General features: G+C 63.4%; 17 protein-coding genes and 1 pseudogene. 5 read left to right on the top strand and 13 right to left on the bottom strand.

What is annotated here, in order from left to right; all coding sequences use genetic code 11:
- The first annotated feature begins 88 nt into the window (after positions 1 to 88).
- Positions 89 to 1,108 (top strand): ribose-phosphate pyrophosphokinase, encoded by a 1,020-nt coding sequence (locus AB4M76_RS16955; protein ID WP_368443162.1) that lies wholly within the window; start codon positions 89 to 91, stop codon positions 1,106 to 1,108.
- A 49-nt stretch (positions 1,109 to 1,157) separates the two neighbouring features.
- On the opposite strand, the gene AB4M76_RS16950 is transcribed toward AB4M76_RS16955, so the two are convergent.
- From AB4M76_RS16950 to AB4M76_RS16920, 7 genes are all read right to left on the bottom strand, one after another.
- Positions 1,158 to 1,508, bottom strand: coding sequence for an H-type lectin domain-containing protein (locus AB4M76_RS16950; protein WP_368443161.1), 351 nt, complete (start codon positions 1,506 to 1,508; stop codon positions 1,158 to 1,160).
- 113 nt (positions 1,509 to 1,621) lie between these two features.
- Complete coding sequence (locus AB4M76_RS16945; RefSeq protein ID WP_368443160.1) at positions 1,622 to 2,062, bottom strand: F0F1 ATP synthase subunit epsilon; 441 nt, start codon at positions 2,060 to 2,062, stop codon at positions 1,622 to 1,624.
- A 12-nt stretch (positions 2,063 to 2,074) separates the two neighbouring features.
- Positions 2,075 to 3,499, bottom strand: coding sequence for a F0F1 ATP synthase subunit beta (atpD, locus tag AB4M76_RS16940; protein WP_368443159.1), 1,425 nt, complete (start codon positions 3,497 to 3,499; stop codon positions 2,075 to 2,077).
- An 18-nt stretch (positions 3,500 to 3,517) separates the two neighbouring features.
- Positions 3,518 to 4,399, bottom strand: coding sequence for a F0F1 ATP synthase subunit gamma (locus tag AB4M76_RS16935; protein WP_368443158.1), 882 nt, complete (start codon positions 4,397 to 4,399; stop codon positions 3,518 to 3,520).
- Between the two features lie 15 nt (positions 4,400 to 4,414).
- Positions 4,415 to 5,953 (bottom strand): F0F1 ATP synthase subunit alpha, encoded by a 1,539-nt coding sequence (gene atpA, locus AB4M76_RS16930; protein ID WP_368443157.1) that lies wholly within the window; start codon positions 5,951 to 5,953, stop codon positions 4,415 to 4,417.
- Positions 5,954 to 6,514: a F0F1 ATP synthase subunit delta gene (locus AB4M76_RS16925; protein WP_368443156.1), complete on the bottom strand. Its 561-nt coding sequence runs from the start codon at positions 6,512 to 6,514 to the stop codon at positions 5,954 to 5,956.
- Between the two features lie 306 nt (positions 6,515 to 6,820).
- Positions 6,821 to 7,567, bottom strand: coding sequence for a methyltransferase domain-containing protein (locus AB4M76_RS16920; protein ID WP_368443155.1), 747 nt, complete (start codon positions 7,565 to 7,567; stop codon positions 6,821 to 6,823).
- A gap of 63 nt (positions 7,568 to 7,630) precedes the next feature.
- Here AB4M76_RS16920 and gloB point away from each other — a divergent pair, with 63 nt between their 5' ends.
- The 3 genes from gloB (at position 7,631) to AB4M76_RS16905 (ending at position 11,848) form a co-directional block, all read left to right on the top strand.
- Entirely contained in the window at positions 7,631 to 8,398 is a 768-nt protein-coding gene (gene gloB / locus AB4M76_RS16915; protein ID WP_368443154.1) for a hydroxyacylglutathione hydrolase, read from the top strand.
- A 175-nt stretch (positions 8,399 to 8,573) separates the two neighbouring features.
- Positions 8,574 to 10,895 carry an ATP-dependent Clp protease ATP-binding subunit ClpA gene (clpA, locus tag AB4M76_RS16910; RefSeq protein WP_368443153.1) on the top strand — a complete coding sequence of 774 codons (2,322 nt, stop codon included), beginning with the start codon at positions 8,574 to 8,576 and terminating at the stop codon, positions 10,893 to 10,895.
- The gene (locus tag AB4M76_RS16905) at positions 10,892 to 11,848 is read left to right on the top strand and encodes a M23 family metallopeptidase (protein ID WP_368443152.1); all 957 of its coding nucleotides are present in this window, start codon (positions 10,892 to 10,894) and stop codon (positions 11,846 to 11,848) included. The genes clpA and AB4M76_RS16905 overlap by 4 nt, the downstream gene beginning before the upstream one ends.
- Here the strand turns inward: AB4M76_RS16905 and AB4M76_RS16900 are convergent, their stop codons facing one another.
- The 3 genes from AB4M76_RS16900 to AB4M76_RS16890 all read right to left on the bottom strand — a co-directional run bounded on the left by AB4M76_RS16900 (position 11,849) and on the right by AB4M76_RS16890 (position 15,610).
- Positions 11,849 to 13,807: a peptidoglycan -binding protein gene (locus tag AB4M76_RS16900; RefSeq protein ID WP_368443151.1), complete on the bottom strand. Its 1,959-nt coding sequence runs from the start codon at positions 13,805 to 13,807 to the stop codon at positions 11,849 to 11,851.
- Position 13,808: 1 nt separating this feature from the next.
- Positions 13,809 to 15,008: a biopolymer transporter ExbB gene (locus AB4M76_RS16895; RefSeq protein ID WP_368443150.1), complete on the bottom strand. Its 1,200-nt coding sequence runs from the start codon at positions 15,006 to 15,008 to the stop codon at positions 13,809 to 13,811.
- 71 nt (positions 15,009 to 15,079) lie between these two features.
- Positions 15,080 to 15,610, bottom strand: coding sequence for a gamma-glutamylcyclotransferase (locus AB4M76_RS16890; RefSeq protein ID WP_368443149.1), 531 nt, complete (start codon positions 15,608 to 15,610; stop codon positions 15,080 to 15,082).
- A gap of 66 nt (positions 15,611 to 15,676) precedes the next feature.
- Here AB4M76_RS16890 and AB4M76_RS16885 point away from each other — a divergent pair, with 66 nt between their 5' ends.
- The gene (locus tag AB4M76_RS16885; protein ID WP_368443148.1) at positions 15,677 to 16,684 is read left to right on the top strand and encodes a DUF2125 domain-containing protein; all 1,008 of its coding nucleotides are present in this window, start codon (positions 15,677 to 15,679) and stop codon (positions 16,682 to 16,684) included.
- Here AB4M76_RS16885 and AB4M76_RS16880 read toward each other — a convergent pair.
- The 3 genes and pseudogenes from AB4M76_RS16880 to hisC form a co-directional block, all read right to left on the bottom strand.
- Positions 16,681 to 17,161, bottom strand: a pseudogene (locus AB4M76_RS16880) (extensin family protein). The gene AB4M76_RS16885 and the pseudogene AB4M76_RS16880 sit on opposite strands and share 4 nt — an antisense overlap.
- Positions 17,158 to 18,078, bottom strand: coding sequence for a prephenate/arogenate dehydrogenase family protein (locus AB4M76_RS16875; RefSeq protein WP_368443147.1), 921 nt, complete (start codon positions 18,076 to 18,078; stop codon positions 17,158 to 17,160). The pseudogene AB4M76_RS16880 and the gene AB4M76_RS16875 overlap by 4 nt, the downstream one beginning before the upstream one ends.
- A complete protein-coding gene (hisC, locus tag AB4M76_RS16870) occupies positions 18,078 to 19,160 on the bottom strand; it encodes a histidinol-phosphate transaminase (RefSeq protein WP_368443146.1) in 1,083 nt (360 codons plus the stop codon). Before hisC ends, AB4M76_RS16875 begins: the two co-directional genes overlap by 1 nt.
- Positions 19,161 to 19,186: the final 26 nt, after the last annotated feature.

Here is a 19,186-nt window from a genome sequence, read left to right as displayed (position 1 = left end):
GGGGCGGTGCAGCTTTGCCCGACCGTAAGCCCATGCTAAGCGGTGTCAACGTCACGAATCTGCAACCTACCGCTGCTCCGGAGCCCCTATGCCACGCACTTCAGAACCAAAACTGATCTCAGGCAATGCCAATATGCCGCTTGCCAAAGGCATTGCCCGGCGCATGTCGCTGCACCGCGGCGTCAACGTGGGGCTCGTCGATGCGCGGGTGGAGCGGTTTAACGATGGCGAGATCTTCGTCGAGGTCTATGAGAATGTGCGCGGTGAGGACATGTTCATCATCCAGCCCACCTCGAACCCCGCCAATGACAACCTGATGGAACTAATGATCATGGCCGACGCGCTGCGCCGTTCCTCGGCCGCCCGTGTGACCGCTGTGCTGCCCTATTTCGGCTATGCCCGTCAGGACCGCCGCACCAAGGCGCGCACGCCGATCACCGCCAAGATGGTTGCCAATATGCTCACCGGCAGCGGCATCGAGCGCATTCTGACCATGGACCTGCACGCAGCTCAGATCCAGGGCTTCTTCGACATCCCGGTCGACAACCTCTATGCCTCGCCGATCTTCGCGCTCGACATCAAGGACGCGTTCAAGGATCGTATGGACGAGCTGATGATTGTCAGCCCCGACGTCGGCGGTGTGGCCCGCGCGCGGGAACTTGCGAAACGCATCAACTCGCCGCTCGCCATCGTCGACAAACGCCGCGAGAAGGCGGGCGAAGTGGCCGAGATGACCGTGATCGGCGACGTGAAGGACAAGACCTGCCTGATCGTGGACGATATTTGCGACACCGCCGGCACGCTCTGCAAGGCGGCAGAGGTGCTGCTGGAGAACGGTGCGAAGGAAGTGCATTCCTATATCACCCATGGCGTCATGTCCGGCCCCGCGGTTGAGCGGGTGACCAATTCGGTGATGAAATCCTTGGTGATCACCGACAGTATCGCGCCCACGGCAGAGGTGAAAAAGGCCGCGAACATCCGTATCGTGCCCACCGCGCCGATGTTTGCCCAGGCGATCCTGAACATCTGGAACGGCACCTCGGTCTCCTCCCTCTTTGAGGCCGAGACATTGGGCCCGATCTACGACGGCATGTACAGCCACGGCTGAGACCAAGCGCAGGGCGGCCCGATCGGGCTGCCCGCCTCCGATCCGGGCGCTAGTCCACCGCCCAATCGTCCTCTTCCCCCACCGCTCCGATTGCCGTCCAGGCCATGCGTATCCGTGCGACGCGGGTGTCGCCCCAGGTGCGGAACACCATATCGAAACCGGCCTCTGTGACCGCCTCGGCGCTGACGTCTGCGCGGATCACCGTGCTGCTGTCGATATCCCAAAGGGATGTGCTGACCTGCACGGTTGGGGCTTCTCGGAACGGCTCGGAGAAGGTCACCCGGCGCCGGCGCTCCCTTTGGCCCCGGCCTGTCCACATCGGGCCGCCATCCTCGTAATCCGAGAACAGCATCACATCACCACTGTCCACACCGATCGTATGGCTCCGGAGTCTCTTCATGGGAAGGGTCAGCCTGCTTTGGGTCTCATTGCCCCATGATGCCGCAGGGACGCAGGCGGTAAAAGCACAAAAGCCCCGCCGGGGCGGGGCTTTCGTAAAGCGATAGGAACGGATTACAGGTTCGGCTGCTTGCTCGACAGGCCGATGTGATCGCCAACGGCAACCATGTCAGCCAGAAGCTTGGCCGCGTCATCCACGGGACCGGGCTCGTTCTCCCAGTTCTCCTTGGCGCGGGTGTAGACGGCATGCGCCTCTGCCACCATGTCGTCCATCTGCTCCTGCGTCATGTCGGCGCGTGCCACGGCACGTTCCGCCAGCACAGACACGCCGCCCTGACCGCCGATTTCGGCGAAGCCGCCGGTCACGACATATTCGGACGTGCCCTCCGGCCCTTCCACGCGCAGAAGGCCCGGACGCAGGGTGGTGATGGTGGGCGCATGATCGGCCATGGCCGTCATGTCGCCCTCGGTGCCCGGAATCTGCACGGCCGTCACCTGCATCGATGCCAGCCGCCGTTCCGGCGAAACGAGGTCGAATTGCATTGTGTCTGCCATTGTCAGCGCTCCTTAAGCGGCGTCTGCCGCCATTTTCTCGGCTTTCGCCTTCACGTCATCGATGCCGCCAACCATGTAGAAGGCACCTTCGGGCAGGTGGTCATACTCACCGGCAACCACGGCCTTGAAGGAGGCAATGGTTTCTTCCAGCGGCACCTGAACACCGTCGGACCCGGTGAAGACTTTCGCCACGTCGAAGGGCTGGCTGAGGAAACGCTCGATCTTACGGGCGCGGGCCACGGTCAGCTTGTCTTCTTCGCTCAGTTCGTCCATGCCGAGAATGGCGATGATGTCCTGAAGCGATTTGTAGCGCTGCAGCACCTGCTGCACGTCTGTCGCCACCTTGTAGTGCTCGTCGCCGATGATCAGCGGGTCAAGCAGACGCGAGGTGGAGCCGAGCGGGTCAACCGCCGGGTAGATGCCCTTTTCCGAGATCGAACGGTCAAGAACCGTCGTCGCGTCGAGGTGGGCAAAGGAGGTCGCCGGCGCCGGGTCGGTAAGGTCATCCGCAGGGACGTAGACGGCCTGCACCGAGGTAATCGAACCGGATTTGGTCGAAGCAATACGCTCCTGCATGACGCCCATGTCGGTCGCCAGTGTCGGCTGGTAGCCCACAGCGGAAGGGATACGACCCAGCAGAGCGGACACTTCGGAACCGGCCTGTGTGAAGCGGAAGATGTTGTCGACGAAGAACAGAACGTCGGAACCGGATTCGTCGCGGAACTGCTCGGCCAATGTCAGGCCGGTCAGGGCGATCCGCATACGCGCACCGGGAGGTTCGTTCATCTGGCCGTAGACCAGCGCAATTTTCGAGTCGACGAGGTTATCGGGAACGATAACGCCGGATTCGATCATCTCGTGGTAGAGGTCATTGCCCTCACGGGTCCGCTCACCTACGCCCGCGAACACGGAGAGGCCCGAGTGCACTTTGGCGATGTTGTTGATCAGTTCCATGATGAGAACCGTCTTGCCCACGCCGGCACCGCCGAAGAGACCAATCTTACCACCCTTGGTGTAAGGCGCCAGCAGGTCGATGACCTTGATGCCGGTGACGAGGATCTCGGTCTCGGTGGACTGGGCCGCGAACTCGGGCGCTTCGCCGTGAATGGCGCGGGTCGCGTCGGAGTTGACCGGGCCCTGCTCGTCCACGGCTTCGCCGGTGACGTTCATGATGCGGCCCAGGGTCGCGTTGCCCACGGGCACGCGGATCTGGTCGCCCGTGTCGGTCACGTCCTGACCGCGCACCAGACCTTCGGTGGCGTCCATCGCAATGGCCCGCACCGTGTTTTCGCCAAGGTGCTGCGCCACTTCGAGAACCAGCGTCTTGCCCTGGTTCTCGGTGTGGAGCGCGTTGAGAATCTCGGGCAGTTCGCCCTCGAATTGAACGTCAACGACAGCGCCGATGACCTGTGTGATTTTACCGACAGCGTTTGCCATGTCGTTTCTCCGATTTGCTTACAGCGCTTCCGCGCCGGAAATGATTTCGATCAGCTCGTTGGTGATGACAGCCTGACGCGAGCGGTTGTACTCGATGGTCAGCTTGTCGATCATCTCGCCCGCGTTGCGTGTGGCGTTGTCCATCGCCGACATCCGCGCACCCTGTTCGGAGGCGCCGTTCTCCAGCAGAGCCGAGAAGATCGCCGTGGCGACCCCGCGCGGCAGAAGGTCGGCCAGAACCGCCTCTTCGCTGGGTTCATAGTCGAACAATGTGGACGCGCCGCTGTCTTCGCCCTCTTCGGCGTCGAATTTGGCGGGGATGATCTGCTGCGCCGTGGGCGTTTGCATGACCACGTTGACGAACTTCGCATAGAAGATCGTCGCCACGTCAAATTCACCCGCGTCAAAGCGGTTCAGCACGTCCTGCGCGATCTTCTGCGCATCACCATAGCCGATCTTCTTGACTTCGCTGAGGTCAACATGGCCGACCAGATGGTCGCCCAGATCACGCCGCAGCGCGTCACGGCCCTTTTTGCCAACGGTGAGGATTTTCACCTCTTTGCCCTGAGCCAGCAGTTCCCGCGCATGGGCTTTCGCCTTTTTCGCGATATTGCTGTTGAAGCCGCCGCACAGCCCGCGTTCGGCGGTCATGACCACCAGCAGATGCACCTTGTCTTCACCCGTGCCGCTGAGCAGCTTGGGCGCGCTGTCGGAACCGCTGACCCCCGCCGCGAGCCCTGCCATCACGGCGTTGAACCGCTCCGTATAGGGACGCGAAGCCTCGGCAGCCTCCTGCGCGCGGCGAAGTTTCGCCGCGGCAACCATTTGCATGGCCTTGGTGATCTTGCGGGTCGATTTGACCGACGAGATCCTGTTCTTCAGGTCCTTGAGATTTGGCATTGCCTTATCTCCCGTTTAAGCGAAGTCGGCGGCGAAACCGTCGATGGCGGCTTTGATCTTCTCTTCCAACTCGCCTTTGACCTTGCGGTCATTGTTGGTGATGTCCTTGAGAAGGTCGTCATGCTTGCTGCGCAGATGCGCCAGCAGCCCCGCTTCAAAGCGGCCAACGTCGGTCAGGTCGACCTTGTCGAGATAGCCATGGGTACCGGCGTAGATCACGCAGACGATTTCGGAGTTGGTCAGCGGCGCATACTGGGGCTGCTTCATCAGTTCGGTCAGACGCGCACCACGGTTCAGCAGCTGCTGGGTCGCGGCGTCGAGGTCGGAACCGAACTGGGCGAAGGCCGCCATCTCGCGGTACTGGGCCAGCGACAGTTTCACCGGGCCGGCGACCGAGGACATCGCCTTGGTCTGGGCCGAGGACCCGACGCGGGACACCGACAGACCGGTGTTCACGGCGGGACGGATGCCCTGGTAGAACAATTCGGTCTCAAGGAAGATCTGGCCGTCGGTGATCGAGATCACGTTGGTCGGAATAAAGGCCGACACGTCGCCCCCTTGGGTTTCGATGATCGGCAGCGCCGTCAGCGAGCCATTGCCAGCCTCGTCACCCAGCTTCGCGGAACGCTCCAGCAGGCGGGAGTGGAGATAGAAAACGTCGCCCGGATAGGCTTCGCGGCCTGGCGGGCGGCGCAGCAGCAGGGACATCTGACGGTAGGACACGGCCTGTTTGGACAGGTCATCATAGACGATCAGCGCGTGGCGGCCATTGTCGCGGAAATGCTCGGCCATGGCGGTGGCGGCATAGGGCGCAAGGAACTGCATCGGCGCAGGCTCGGACGCGGTCGCGGCGACAACGATGGAATAGTCGATCGCGCCGGTTTCTTCGAGCTTCTTCACCAGCTGTGCAACGGTCGAACGCTTCTGGCCGATCGCGACATAGACGCAGTACATCTTCTTGCTCTCGTCGTCGCCGGCAGCGGCGTTGACCTGAGCCTGGTTCAGCATCGCGTCGAGGGCGACAGCGGTTTTACCGGTCTGACGGTCACCAATGATCAGCTCCCGCTGGCCACGGCCGATTGGGATCATCGCGTCAACGGATTTGATCCCGGTCGCCATCGGCTCATGCACCGATTTACGCGGGATGATGCCCGGCGCCTTGACGTCGGCGATGCCGCGCTTGGAGGCGCCGATGGGGCCTTTGCCGTCGATGGGGTTGCCCAGACCGTCCACAACGCGGCCCAGCAGTTCGTCACCGATTGGCACGTCCACGATGGAGTTGGTGCGCTTGACGGTGTCGCCTTCGGTAATGTCGCGGTCGGAACCGAAGATAACAACACCCACGTTGTCGGCTTCGAGGTTCAGGGCCATGCCCTGAATGCCGCCGGGGAATTCGACCATTTCACCGGCCTGAACATTGTCCAGACCATAGACGCGGGCGATACCGTCACCGACGGAGAGAACGCGACCCACTTCGGCCACTTCGGTTTCCTGACCGAAATCCTTGATCTGGTCCTTCAGGATCGCAGAAATCTCTGCTGCTTGGATACCCATTTATCCGACCTCTTTCATTACATTCTGGAGGGAATTGAGCTTGGAACGGATCGACGTATCGATCATTTTCGAGCCCACTTTGACAACAAGACCGCCGATGAGGCTTTCATCAACGGTCGCATGGAGTGATACTTTCTTGCCGGTGGAGGCGTTGAGCGACTTGGTCAGCTTGTCGGCCTGCGTCTTGGTCAGCGCCTTGGCCGATGTGACGTCCGCGGTGATCTCGCCCTTGGCGTCGGCAATCGTCTCGCGCAGCGCTTTGACAAGGGCCGGCAGCACAAACAGACGACGCTTCTGCGCCATCAGCGCCAGCGTGTTCGCCATGGTCTTGGTCAGGCTCATCTTATCGGCCAGCACCTTGATCGCCTGTGCCTGCTCTTCGCGCGTGTAGAGCGGCGAGGTGATCAGACGGCGAAAGTCTTCGCTGTCGTTCAATGCCGCTTCAAGCGCAGTCAGATCACCTTCAATGGCATCGACCTGATTGGCCTCACGGGCCAGATCGTACACGGCGGTCGCGTAGCGTTCTGCGATGCCGGTGGAAATGGAAGCAGGTTCGGACACGTCCATCCTCTCGTTCAATAAGCGCCGGATATGCGAATATGTCGCGTCACCAGCAGTTGGCGCGGCTTGAAGTTACCCAAGACGTCTAAATCAGGGGCGATGTAACAGACAGGTTCGCGCCCGGCAACACAGTATAGACAGCTAATGTTCCCATGCGCGGCAATATTGCAAAGGTCCCACAAATGCGCCTCCTATTTCTGGTTGAAAAACAGGCAAGGTGCAACGTCCCCGACACGGCAGATTTCAGCGATTCCCCTCGGGCCTAGTCGCCCCACCCCGCTGTTGTTTTTGGGCTTCGCCCGCGGGTCAGACCGGCTTGGCCTGCGGTTCGGCCATGCCTTCGAGCACCCCAATCGCCCGGCGCGCCCGGGTGCGCTGAGGCCGGCCGCGCGGCGGGTACACCAGCTTTGTCGCCTCCACCATGATCGCCCCGCCGCCCATCATCGTCGGCATCTGGCGGCCGATCTTTTCAAACAGCGGCGCGGATTTCATCCAGATTCGCTGCTGTGACGGAAACTGATAAAGCGCCCCGATATGCCGTTCGGGCAGGAACTGATGTTTGCGCAGCTGGGTCTCCAACTGCCGCGGTGAATAGGGGCGCCCATAGCCGAAAGGCGTGCGGTCCCGCCGCGCCCACATGCCCGCGCGGCTCGGCACGATAAAGAGCGCCTTGCCCCCCGGCCCCAGCACCCGCCAACATTCATCCAAAAGGTCACTTGGCCGTTCCGAGGTCTCAAGCCCATGCATCAGCACCAGCTTGTCCACCGCCCCGGTTTCCACCGGCCAGAGCGTCTCTTCCGTCAGCACCGATGTATTCGGCATCCCCGCGGGCCAGGGCATCACCCCCTGCGGGCCGGGCATCAAGACCATCACCCGCCGCGCATCCGCCAGATAGGGCCGCAGCAGCGGGGCGGCAAAGCCAAAGCCCACCACCGTCTGCCCCTTGGCTTCCGGCCAGAGCTCCAACAGCCGCCCGCGCAGGGATTTCTGCGCCGCCCGTCCCAACGCGCTGCGATAATAGAAATTGCGCAGATCCTGTACATCAAGATGCATTGCAGCCCGCCTTGGTGAATGTCACTCTGATCTCAGCATAACAACACAGCGAGGTAAGACGCCATGGCCTTTGATCTGGTCACGATTCCCTGTCTGTCGGACAATTACGCCTTCCTGCTGCGCGACCATGACAGTGGCAAAGTCGCATTGATCGACGTGCCCGAAGCCGCCCCGATCAAACAGGAACTCAGCGCGCGCGGTTGGACGCTGGACCAGATTTGGCTGACCCATCACCACCCCGACCATGTGCAGGGGCTCGCGGATGTCCTTGAGAGCTTCCCGGCCCGGGTGATCGGTGCCACGGCCGACGCCCACCGCCTGCCCCCGCTCGACCATAAGGTGGCCGAGGGCGACCGCGTCGAGCTTGGCGCGCTGGAAGCCCAGGTGATGGATGTGTCGGGCCATACCGTCGGCCATATCGCCTTTCACGTGCCGCAGGCCAAAGTGGCCTTTACCGCCGACAGTCTGATGGCGCTCGGCTGTGGCCGCCTGTTCGAAGGCACGCCCGCGCAGATGTGGGAGAGCCTGCAAAAGCTCGCCGCCCTGCCCCAAGACACGCTGATCTGCTCGGGCCATGAATATACCGCCGCCAATGCAAAATTCGCGCTGACCGTTGATCCGCAGAACCCGGCGCTTATATCAAGGTCCAAGGACATCGAGACCGCCCGCGAAGCAGGCCGCCCCACCGTCCCCTCGTCGCTTTCACTGGAACTAGAAACCAATCCCTTCCTGCGCCCCGCCGACCCGGACATCCGCGCGACCCTAGGGATGCCAGACGCCACCGACACGGAAGTGTTTACCGAAATCCGCAGGCGCAAAGACCAATTCTGAGTGCCTGCAATCATGGCTCAAAGTCCTCGCTCACGGCAATTGTGACCGATTCGGACCAGAATCTTCTTGAAGATGAGCTATGATCAACCAAACTCTAATACTATGAGGCCATGGTCGGACCGGGGCCTGAGACATCTCAGCACCTCACCGACCCCGATCGAAAAGGAGCACGCCCGTGCCTTCATTCTCGACTACACTTGAGCAGGCGATCCACGCGGCCCTCGCGTTGGCCAATGCCCGCCGCCATGAATTCGCCACGCTGGAACACCTGCTGTTGGCCCTGCTGGACGAGCCTGACGCGGTTCAGGTGATGAAAGCCTGTTCGGTCGACGTCTCTGATCTGCGCGACACGCTGGTTGAGTTCGTGGATGACGACCTGAGCAATCTGGTCACCGACATCGACGGTTCCGAAGCGGTGCCGACCGCCGCCTTCCAGCGCGTGATCCAACGCGCCGCGATCCACGTGCAATCTTCGGGCCGCACCGAAGTGACCGGCGCCAATGTGCTCGTCGCAATCTTTGCCGAACGCGAGAGCAATGCCGCCTACTTCCTGCAGGAGCAGGACATGACCCGCTATGACGCGGTGAACTTCATCGCCCATGGCGTCGCCAAAGACCCGGCTTACGGCGAAGCCCGGCCCGTGTCCGGCGCGCCGGAGCATGAGGAAGAAGCCCAGGGCGTGACCGATGGCGACAAGAAGGAATCCGCGCTGGCGAAATACTGCGTGGACCTCAATGCCAAATCCCGCGAAGGCGACATCGACCCGCTGATCGGCCGCGAGGGCGAGGTCGAGCGCTGCATCCAAGTGCTTTGCCGCCGCCGCAAGAACAACCCGCTTCTGGTGGGGGATCCGGGCGTGGGCAAGACCGCCATCGCCGAAGGTCTGGCGCGCAAGATCGTCGCCGGTGAAACGCCTGAGGTTCTGGCAAATACCACGATCTACTCGCTCGACATGGGCGCGCTCTTGGCAGGCACCCGCTACCGCGGCGATTTCGAAGAGCGCTTGAAGGCCGTGGTGACCGAGCTTGAAGAGCATAAGGACGCGGTGCTCTTCATCGATGAGATCCACACCGTGATCGGTGCGGGCGCGACCTCTGGCGGCGCGATGGACGCCTCCAACCTCCTGAAGCCCGCGCTTCAGGGCGGCAAGCTGCGCACCATGGGCTCCACCACCTATAAGGAGTTCCGCCAGCATTTCGAGAAGGACCGCGCGCTGTCGCGCCGGTTCCAGAAGATCGACGTGTCCGAGCCTTCGGTCGAAGACGCCACCAAGATCCTCAAGGGCCTCAAGCCCTATTTCGAAGAGCATCACAGCGTCAAATACACCTCGGATGCGATCAAGACCTCCGTGGAACTGGCGCATCGCTACATCAACGACCGCAAGCTGCCGGACAGCGCGATTGACGTGATCGACGAAGCGGGGGCCGCCCAGCATCTCGTGGCCGCCTCCAAGCGGCGCAAGACCATCGGCACCAAGGAGGTCGAGGCCGTCGTGGCCAAGATCGCCCGCATCCCGCCGAAGAACGTCAGCAAAGACGATGTCATCGTGCTCAAAGATCTCGAAAGCTCGCTGAAACGGGTGGTCTTTGGTCAGGACGACGCCATCGTGGCGCTGTCTTCGGCCATCAAACTGTCCCGCGCGGGGCTGCGTGAGCCGGACAAACCGATCGGCAACTACCTCTTCGCCGGCCCCACCGGCGTGGGTAAAACCGAGGTCGCCAAGCAACTGGCGGATACGCTGGGCGTGGAACTGCTGCGCTTCGACATGTCGGAGTATATGGAGAAACACGCGGTCTCCCGTCTGATCGGCGCGCCTCCGGGCTATGTCGGCTTTGACCAGGGCGGCATGTTGACCGACGGTGTTGACCAGCATCCGCATTGCGTGCTGCTGCTGGACGAGATGGAGAAGGCGCATCCGGATGTCTACAACATCCTCTTGCAGGTGATGGACCACGGCAAGCTGACCGATCACAATGGCCGCACGGTGGATTTCCGCAATGTGGTGCTGATCATGACCTCCAACGCGGGCGCCTCTGAACAGGCCAAAGCGGCCGTGGGCTTTGGCCGTGATCGGCGCGAGGGCGAGGACACCGCCGCGATTGAGCGGACCTTCACGCCGGAGTTCCGCAACCGTCTCGACGCGGTGATCTCCTTCGCACCGCTGCCGAAATCGGTGATCCTGCGGGTGGTTGAGAAGTTCGTGCTGCAACTCGAAGCGCAGTTGATGGACCGCAATGTGACCATCGAGCTCAGCAAGAAAGCCGCCGCATGGCTGGCCGATAAAGGCTATGACGACAAGATGGGGGCGCGCCCTCTGGGCCGCGTGATCCAAGAGCACATCAAAAAGCCGCTGGCCGAGGAATTGCTGTTCGGCAAGCTCGCCAAAGGCGGTGTGGTCAAGGTGGACGCGAAGGATGGCGAGTTGACGCTCGAAGTTCTGGGCGTCGAAAGCAAACGTCTTTCGGGCAACCGTCCACCGCTGCTGACCGCAGAATGATCCGCAGGGCCGTGCTGGCCCTGCTTCTCTCCTCCGCCGGCCCTGCGTTGGCGGAGGATTTGCAACTGGCTTTTCCGCTGGATTGCAGCCTCGGGCAAGACTGCCACATTCAACAATATATGGACCGAGACCCCAGCCCCGAGGCGCGCGATTATCGCTGCGCGGGGCTGACCTACGACGGCCACAAGGGCACCGATTTTGCCCTGCCCAGCACTGCCGCGATGCACAGCGGCGTGACGGTGCGGGCGGCGGCTGCGGGGGTGATCAAAGGGCGGCGCGATGGGATGGCAGACGGGGCGCCGCTGGACGCGGTGCAGGGCCGCGAATGTGGCAATGGCGTCGTCATCGATCACGGGGGCGGCTGGGAAAGCCAGTACTGCCATCTGAAACAAGGGTCGGTCAGCGTATCAGAAGGCCAGCAGGTCGCCTCGGGCGAGGCTATCGGACAGGTGGGCCAATCCGGCAAAGCGGCCTTCCCGCATCTGCATCTGTCCCTGCGCCGCAACGGCGCGCCTGTTGACCCCTTTGACCCTGCGAGCGCAGAGACCTGCGGCGCAACGCCCACGCAATCTCTTTGGCAAGATGCCCTGCCCTATCGTCCTGGGGGTCTGATCACCGTCGGTTTCGCCGATCAGATCCCCGATTACGCGGCGATCAAAGCCGGCACCGCAGACCGCCGCGCTCTGCCCACAGACGCGCCTGCGCTGGTGGTTTTCGGTTTCAGCTATGGCACCCGCGCGGGCGATATATTGCGCCTGCGTCTGACTGGGCCTCAGGGGGAGGTCATCGAAAAAGATGTGCTGCTGGGGAAATCCCAAGCGCAATCCTTTCGCGCCATCGGCAAGAAACGTCGCGGCAAGGCTTGGCCAGCGGGAGCCTATGAAGGCAGCGCGACACTTTTGCGCGACGGCGACGTCATTGACAGCCTCAGAGCAACATTGGCCCTGCGCTGACTATTTCTCGGTAAATTTCAGCTCGATCCGCCGGTTCTGGGCGCGGGCCGCTTCGGTATCGCCGCGCGCGACCGGTTGATACTGGCCAAAGCCATTCGCCGCCAAACGATCCGGCGCAATGCCGAGGAAGTCGATCATATATTTCACGACCGACAAAGCCCGCGCTTGGCTCAATTCCCAGTTGTCGGCGAACTTGCCCCGGCCCGAGAGCGGCACATCGTCCGTGTGACCGTCGACGCGGATCACCCAGTCAATCTCGGCTGGGATGTCATCCACCACGCTGCGCAGGATGCCTGCGACCTTGGCGATCTCGCCCTGACCTTCTTGCGACAACACCGCGCTCCCGGGCGCGAAAAGCACTTCGGAAGAGAACACGAACCGGTCGCCTTCGATCCGCACGCCCTCCTGATTGCCCAAGAGATCCCGCAGCCGGCCAAAGAACTCAGAGCGATATTGCGCGAGGTCTTTGGTTTCCTCTTCCAGCCGTTTGCGCTCTGCCGCCTCCAATTCGGCGCGGCGGCGTTCTTCGGCGGCCACCCGCGCCAATGCGGTGTTCAACTCAGACCCTAGCGACTGCAATTCGACCGATTTGGCCGCGTCGCGCGCCACCGCATCGTCGAGCAGGGCTTGCAGTTTGCCCAGCTGCGCACGCAGCTCCGCGACCTGCTGGTTGAGCAATTCGGTCTGCCGCTGCGCCTCTGCGCTCACGGCTTTTTCCTCTGACAATGTCTGCTCGGCTTGCGCAAGCAAGGCGGCGCGGCGTTCGGCGGCGGTGGTCTTGTCCTCGGCCAGCGTCTCCGCCGCCAGTTTGGCGGCCAGGGCCTGCGCCAATCTCTCGCGCAGATCGGCTTGATCGCCGCTCAGCGCCTTGCCCTCTTCTTCCAAAGCCTGAACCCGCTGCAGCGCCTCGGCCAATTTTGCGTTCAGTTCAGTCTCGGTGGCCTCCGCCTCGGCCAGTCTTGCGCGCAGCGCGCCCTCGGTCCCCTCGGCAGCCACCAACTCCGCGTTCAGCGCCTCTTGCTGCGCCCGCAGGGCGGCGCGCTCCGCGTCGAGATCCTCCCCCCTCTGTTCGAGGTTCTCCATCCGCAAGAGCGCTTCGGCCAATTGCGTATCGAGATCGCTCTCCGCCGCCCGCGCGGCGGCGAGCAGGGTCAGCGTGTCTTCGGCCTTCTGGCGCTGCTTCTCAAGCGCGAGGGTCATCGCGGTGAGTTCCGCATCGGCATTTTCCAGCTTTTCGCGCAGAGCCTGAGCCGCAGCCGCTTCGGCCAGACGGGCGGCCTCTTCATCGCTGAGGGCCGTTTCCGCCTCGGCCACTTCGGTATTCAGGGCGGCGACTTCGGCCTCGGCTTCGGCATTCTGCGCGCGCAGATCGGCGACCAGAGCATCCAGCGCCTCGCGTTTTGCGGCGGCCAAACGGGCGGCCTCGGTCTGCGCGTCGATCTCATCCCGGGCAGAGGCCAGCGCGCTGTTCAGGGCCTGCTGTTCGTCGAGCAGTTCCGCCTCGCGCGTCTCCAGATCGCCAATCCGCGCTTGATCATCGGCCTGTGCGGCCAGCAAAGCCGCGACGCGCGCCTCGAACCCCGTGATCTGCGCTTCTGCCGCCTGCAACGCCCGGTCCTGCTCCGCCCGTTCAGCGGTCAACCCGGCGATCACAGCCTCCTGCCGGGAGACTTCCTCGCGGGTATCGTTCAGCGTGGCGTTGAGCGCGCCCAGCCGGGCCTGCAGGCGCGCGTTCGAGCGTTCCTCAACACCAAGCGCCTGCGCCAGAGCCGCAATCTCTCCGGCCAGATCGTTTAACTCGTTTTCCTGCCCGCTGATGCGTTCGGTGAGCACGAATTGCACCACCATGAAGATCGTCAGCACGAACATCAGGACCAGCAGCAGGCCGGTCATGGCATCCACGAAACCGGGCCAGATCGACCCCTGAAACCGCGTGCCTGTCCGCCGGGAAAGCGCCATATTAGCGCGCCTCGCTACCGGGGTTTACACCATCACGGGGGCGGCGGCTGTCGGCGCTGCGCTGGCCTGACAAGGCCTTGGCGAGCAATGAGATATCCTTGCGCAACTCGGCCATCGTCTCCTGCCGGCCTGCCGAAATCTCTTCGAGGATGCGCAGCATCTGCACATCGATGGAGCGCAGCCGCATCCGGCTTTCCGCGTCGATCCCTTCGCCGGCGGTCTGGCCTTCGAGCACCGTGATCAGCCGCTCCTGCCCCTCGGCCACACGCTCCAGTGCGGCGCTGGACGGGTCAGTACGTTCCATCCGGGTGGTCATCCGGTCCACCGCATCGGCGAGCTTGCCCAGCTTGTCATCCACCATCGCGCGGCTGACATCAGACTGGGTGAACAACTGCTGCAACTCGCCCATCTGCTCGACCATCTGGTCCATCACACCGGCCATGACGTTCTGGTCATTGGCCTCATCCCCGGTGGAGAGCCCGACGCGGGTAATGGAGCTCAGCCAATCCTCAAGCTCTTGGTAAAAGCGGTTCTGCCCATGGCCGGCGAAAAGCTCCAGCAGCCCAACCACCAGAGACCCGGCCAGCCCCAGAAGCGAGGAGCCAAAGGCCACGCCCATGCCTCCCAACTGCGCCTCAAGCCCGGTCATCAGCCGGCCAAAGACATCAACGCCGGCCTCCCCCTCACCGGGGGCGAGGGAACGGATCGTATCGACCACCGCGGGCACCGTCGTAGCGAGCCCGTAGAACGTGCCCAAGAGCCCGAGGAAAATCAGCATATTGACGATATAGCGCGTGATCTCGCGCACTTCGTCGATACGCGAGGCCACGGAATCGAGAATCGAGCGGGTCGAGGTCGGGCTGACCTGCATCCGCGCCCCGCGCTGGCGCAGAAGCGAGGCCAAGGGGGCCAGCAGCTGCGGTGCGACGGTATCGGGCACCGGGGTGTCGGAGGCGAAATTCTCGATCCAGCGCACCGAGCCGATCAACTGCGTGACCTGATAGAAACAGGCCAGCACGCCGATCAGAAAGACAAAGATGATCACCCCGTTCAGCCAGGGGTTTGCCGCGAAGATCGGCAAGACGCGGGGCAACGCCAAAAACGCCCCGACGCCGGTCAGGCCCAGCACGATCAACATCAGAGAAATCTGACGCACCGGTTGTGAAAATTGCGGTTTTGCCTTGCGGTCTGGCTGTGCCATGCGGCCTTTCCTGACCCTTTGTTCTGCCCTCGGCTCAGCCTACACCGAAACCGCGGGGAGTTGCCAAGTTTTTATGAGGCTAATGCCTTCACGCGGTCATGAAGCCATTCCAATGCCGGGTCGTGCAGACCGACTTCCGACAGATGCAGGGCGGTATTTATCAGATACTCGCTGTTCGGCCCCCGGTCGCCTACGGCGCGGGCGATGATCTGGGCCTGTTCTTCGAGCGGCAGCCCGCCGCAATATTGCACGTGATCGGCGTCGATCACATAGGTCACCGCTTCGATATCGCGCCCGTCGGTCAGATGCACGGTGAGGTTTTTCTCGATATAGGCCGAAGAGATCAATTCCCGTTCGCGCAGATAGTCGAGCGTGCGCGCCTCATGGCCTTCGGCCACCCGCATCGCCATGCCTTCGCAGGCCGAGCGAACGGATTCGTCCAGCGCGAGCACCAGCCCCGGTTCGCTAACCGTGCCGCGGTGGTGGATCGAGCGCATGCAGAAAGACCGCGCGTATCCCGGCAGGGTGCTGATCACCCGTTCCGCCACCTCAAACCCCGGATTCCACAACAGGCTGCCATAGCCAAATACCCACATCGCCATCTTGCTGGTCCTTTCTGCTGGGCTTGGATAAACCGCATCTGAGGCACGATTTAAAGGGCTATCGAGATGCGCAAATTGGTTTGGCTGCTGATTTTACTGGCCGCGCTCTGGGGCGCATGGTGGGCCGTGGCCACGGCGCAGATGCAAAGCGCCCTGTCCCGCCTGCTCGACGCCCGCCGTGCGGCGGGTTGGGAGGTCGCCTTGGACGATATAACCAAGGCCGGGTTTCCGCTGAAACTGCAAAATACCCTGACCGGGCTGTCATTGGCCGACCCGGCGCAGGGCTTTCAGCTCAAGGCTGCCAAGACGACACTTTCGGCCCCCCTCTGGTGGCCCGGCGACCTCTCACTCGACGCGCCGGGCCTGCATCTGGACACCGCAGCCGGACCGCTGCCGCTGGAAGTGACAGCGCAGGATGTGGCGGGGCGGCTCTTCCTGTCCCCCGGTCTCGCGCTTGAGCTTGAACAGCTGAGCCTGCACAGCGCCGCGCTTGAACTGGAGGGGCCGGACGGCCCGCTGTTGGAGATCGCGCAGCCGCGGGCAGAGATGCGTCCTCTGGCGGACCAGCCGATGACCTATCGCCTTCATATTCTGCCCGACGCGATCACCCCCGGCCCGCTGCTGCGCCGGCTTTTCTCCGAAGACGGCCCGCCGCCATCGGCCCCAAGCCTGGCGGTCGAGGCAGAGATCACCTTTGATCACCCTCTGAACCGGCAGATGGCGATGCGCGGCAGCGCGCCGCGCGTGCAGCAGATTGACCTGACAGAGGCCCGTATCGCTTGGGGTGACATCAGCCTTGCGGCCAATGGCACTGTGTCCGTCGATGCCGAGGGCCAGCCCGAGGGGGCGCTGACCCTCAAGGTGCAGAACTGGGAGCGTCTGGTGAATATTGCGCAGCGCGCCGGCCTCTTGCCGCCCGCGATGCGGTTGCAGGTGGAAACGATGCTGCGGGCCTTGGAAAACCGGGGCGACGTGCCGGGCGGGCTGGACCTGGAACTTGTCTTTATCGACGGGCAAATGACGCTCGCGGGCATCCCGCTCGGCCCTGCTCCGCGCCTGCCCCGCACGGACTAGCGGCAGTAGCGGCCGTTGCGATAGCGGGCCGTGTCGAAGTGGAAGTGATCTTGGTGGTAGCGATCGGCTGCGGGGCCAAGCACGGTGCCAAAGGGACCGCAGGCGCCCTTATGCATCCGCCGCAACGCATGACCGCCGCGCCGCGCGCCAGCTTTTGAGCAGCACCGTCCCGATCGCCTCGCCTTGTATCGCCAGATCGCCGCAAACCGCCCCTTTGGCCAAGCGCCGCGCCCGGGCGCGGGCGGCGTTTTCGACTTTCTGACTGCGCAGAAAGGGGCGCAAGGAAAATCTCAGGCCGCCGGCTGCCTTCTGCGCCGCCGGAGCGCCTGCGGGCGGGGCAATGGCGCCGCTGGGGCTTACGGGAACGGGCAAAACCCCATCCCCACCCCGCGTCATGGGGCGGAGAGAGGTTTCAGGCCCCGCCGCAAAGACCGCCTGTCCGATCAAGATCAGACAGCGGGCGGCCCCCAGTTTCATCGCTTCGGCGCGCCCCGGCCAAAGTCGGGCGCGTCGGTGTCCTGCCCCGCTTCGATAATGCCGCGCCGGATCGCGCGGGTGCGGGTGAAATAGGCGTGCAGGTGATCGCCGTCGCCGGTGCGGATCGCCCGTTGCAGGGCGAAAAGCTCTTCGGTGAAACGGCCGAGGATTTCCAGCGTGGCATCTTTGTTGGTCAGGAAGACATCGCGCCACATGGTCGGGTCACTGGCCGCGATCCGGGTGAAGTCCCGAAAACCGGCGGCGGAATATTTGATCACTTCGCTGTCGGTCACCCGGCGCAGATCATCGGCCACGCCAACCATCGTATAGGCAATGAGATGCGGTGCATGGGAGGTCACGGCGAGCACCAGATCATGGTGTTCGGCGTCCATCTCCTCGACATGCGCGCCCGCCCCTTCCCAAAGCGCGCGCAGCCGCGCGATGGCCTCGGCATCGGTTCCCTCGACCGGGACCAGCAGGCACCAGCGATTGTCGAACAATTCGGCAAAGCCGCTGCGCGGGCCGGAATGTTCGGTCCCCGCCAGCGGGTGGCCGGGGATGAAATGCACGCCCTCGGGCAAATGTGGCCCGACCTGGGCGATGACATCGGCCTTGACCGAGCCTACGTCCGTCACCGTCGCGCCCGGCGCCAGATGCGGTGCAATCTCGGCCGCCACGGCGCCCATGACACCCACCGGCACGCAGAGCACCACCAGATCGGCATCCGCCACCGCCTCGGCCGCGCTGTCGCAAACCCGGTCGCAGAGGCCGATCTCACGCGCGGTCGCGCGGGTCTCATCGCTGCGCGCATAGCCGGTCACCTCGCCCGCCAGACCGCCGCGTTTCATCGCCCAGTAGAGCGAGGAGGCGATCAGCCCGAGCCCAATGAGCGCGACCCGTTCGTAAACCTGCGCCATCAGCGCACCCCCTTGAACTGCCGCACCGCATGTACCACGCGGCGACAGGCGCTTTCGTCCCCCACCGTGATGCGCAGGCATTGCGGCAGGTTGTAGCCGCCCACCCGGCGCACGATCAGCCCTTGGGTTTTCAGGTAATCGTCACAGGCTTCGGCCTCGGCCTGATTGGCGAAACGCGCCAGCACGAAATTCGCGCAGGACACATCCGAGGGCACGCCGATCTCGGCCAGCGCATCGGCCAGCCACATCCGCCAGCGGGCATTCTCGGCCCGGCAATGGTCGGTATAGGCGCGGTCACGGATCGCGGCTTCGGCGGCGGCGAGCGCGGCCTGAGAGATGTTGAACGGCCCCCGCACTCGGTTCAGCACATCGATCACATGCGCAGGACCGTAACCCCAGCCGATGCGCAGCCCGCCGAGCCCGTAGAGTTTGGAGAAGGTCCGCGTCATCACCACATTGTCGCGCTGGTCGACCAGTTCGGCCCCGCCGTCATACCCTTCGACATATTCGGCATAGGCCCCATCCAGCACCAAAAGCGCTTGCGGGGGCAGCCTGTCGGCCAGCCGCTCGATCTCGGCCAGGCTGACCATCGTGCCGGTCGGGTTGTTGGGGTTGGCGATAAAGACCAGACGCGTCGCCGCGCTACAGGCCGCAAGGATCGCATCGACATCGGTGACCCGCTCGCGCTCCGGCACTTCGACCGGCGTGGCCCCGGCGGCCAGCGCCGAGATGCGGTACATGGCAAAACCGTGTTCGGTATGGACCACCTCGGTCCCCGGCCCGGCATAGGCTTGGCAAAGAAAGGCGATGATCTCATCCGACCCGGCGCCGCAGATGATCCGCTCGGCGTCCAGCCCCAGCACCTCGGCAATGGCGGTGCGCAGCGCGCTATGGTCGGAAGACGGATAGCGATGCAGATCATAGGCCGCGCGGCGATAGGCTTCGACGGCGGCGGGGCTTGGCCCCAATGGGTTCTCGTTCGAGCTCAGCTTGACCACATTCTCAAGGCCCGCGACATGCGCCGCACCCCCTTGGTAAAGGTCAATCTCCATAATGCCCGGTTGCGGTGCGATCTGTGTCATCTCGCTGGTATCCTCACGCTATTGCC

This window comes from Sulfitobacter sp. PS-8MA, from assembly GCF_040933935.1.
In the GTDB taxonomy this organism is placed as follows: domain Bacteria; phylum Pseudomonadota; class Alphaproteobacteria; order Rhodobacterales; family Rhodobacteraceae; genus Sulfitobacter.
The sequence above is the reverse complement of the archived record's forward strand: the minus strand, read 5'-3'. Positions and strand labels throughout refer to the sequence as shown.

Excerpts from the sequence above, each read along its gene's own strand:
- AB4M76_RS16955 (WP_368443162.1), top strand. The coding sequence starts at position 89 with ATGCCACGCACTTCAGAACCAAAACTGATCTCAGGCAATGCCAATATG.
- AB4M76_RS16950 (WP_368443161.1), bottom strand. The coding sequence starts at position 1,508 with ATGAAGAGACTCCGGAGCCATACGATCGGTGTGGACAGTGGTGATGTG.
- AB4M76_RS16945 (WP_368443160.1), bottom strand. The coding sequence starts at position 2,062 with ATGGCAGACACAATGCAATTCGACCTCGTTTCGCCGGAACGGCGGCTG.
- atpD (WP_368443159.1), bottom strand. The coding sequence starts at position 3,499 with ATGGCAAACGCTGTCGGTAAAATCACACAGGTCATCGGCGCTGTCGTT.
- AB4M76_RS16935 (WP_368443158.1), bottom strand. The coding sequence starts at position 4,399 with ATGCCAAATCTCAAGGACCTGAAGAACAGGATCTCGTCGGTCAAATCG.
- atpA (WP_368443157.1), bottom strand. The coding sequence starts at position 5,953 with ATGGGTATCCAAGCAGCAGAGATTTCTGCGATCCTGAAGGACCAGATC.
- AB4M76_RS16920 (WP_368443155.1), bottom strand. The coding sequence starts at position 7,567 with ATGCATCTTGATGTACAGGATCTGCGCAATTTCTATTATCGCAGCGCG.
- gloB (WP_368443154.1), top strand. The coding sequence starts at position 7,631 with ATGGCCTTTGATCTGGTCACGATTCCCTGTCTGTCGGACAATTACGCC.
- AB4M76_RS16905 (WP_368443152.1), top strand. The coding sequence starts at position 10,892 with ATGATCCGCAGGGCCGTGCTGGCCCTGCTTCTCTCCTCCGCCGGCCCT.
- AB4M76_RS16900 (WP_368443151.1), bottom strand. The coding sequence starts at position 13,807 with ATGGCGCTTTCCCGGCGGACAGGCACGCGGTTTCAGGGGTCGATCTGG.
- AB4M76_RS16895 (WP_368443150.1), bottom strand. The coding sequence starts at position 15,008 with ATGGCACAGCCAGACCGCAAGGCAAAACCGCAATTTTCACAACCGGTG.
- AB4M76_RS16890 (WP_368443149.1), bottom strand. The coding sequence starts at position 15,610 with ATGGCGATGTGGGTATTTGGCTATGGCAGCCTGTTGTGGAATCCGGGG.
- AB4M76_RS16885 (WP_368443148.1), top strand. The coding sequence starts at position 15,677 with ATGCGCAAATTGGTTTGGCTGCTGATTTTACTGGCCGCGCTCTGGGGC.
- AB4M76_RS16875 (WP_368443147.1), bottom strand. The coding sequence starts at position 18,078 with ATGGCGCAGGTTTACGAACGGGTCGCGCTCATTGGGCTCGGGCTGATC.
- hisC (WP_368443146.1), bottom strand. The coding sequence starts at position 19,160 with ATGACACAGATCGCACCGCAACCGGGCATTATGGAGATTGACCTTTAC.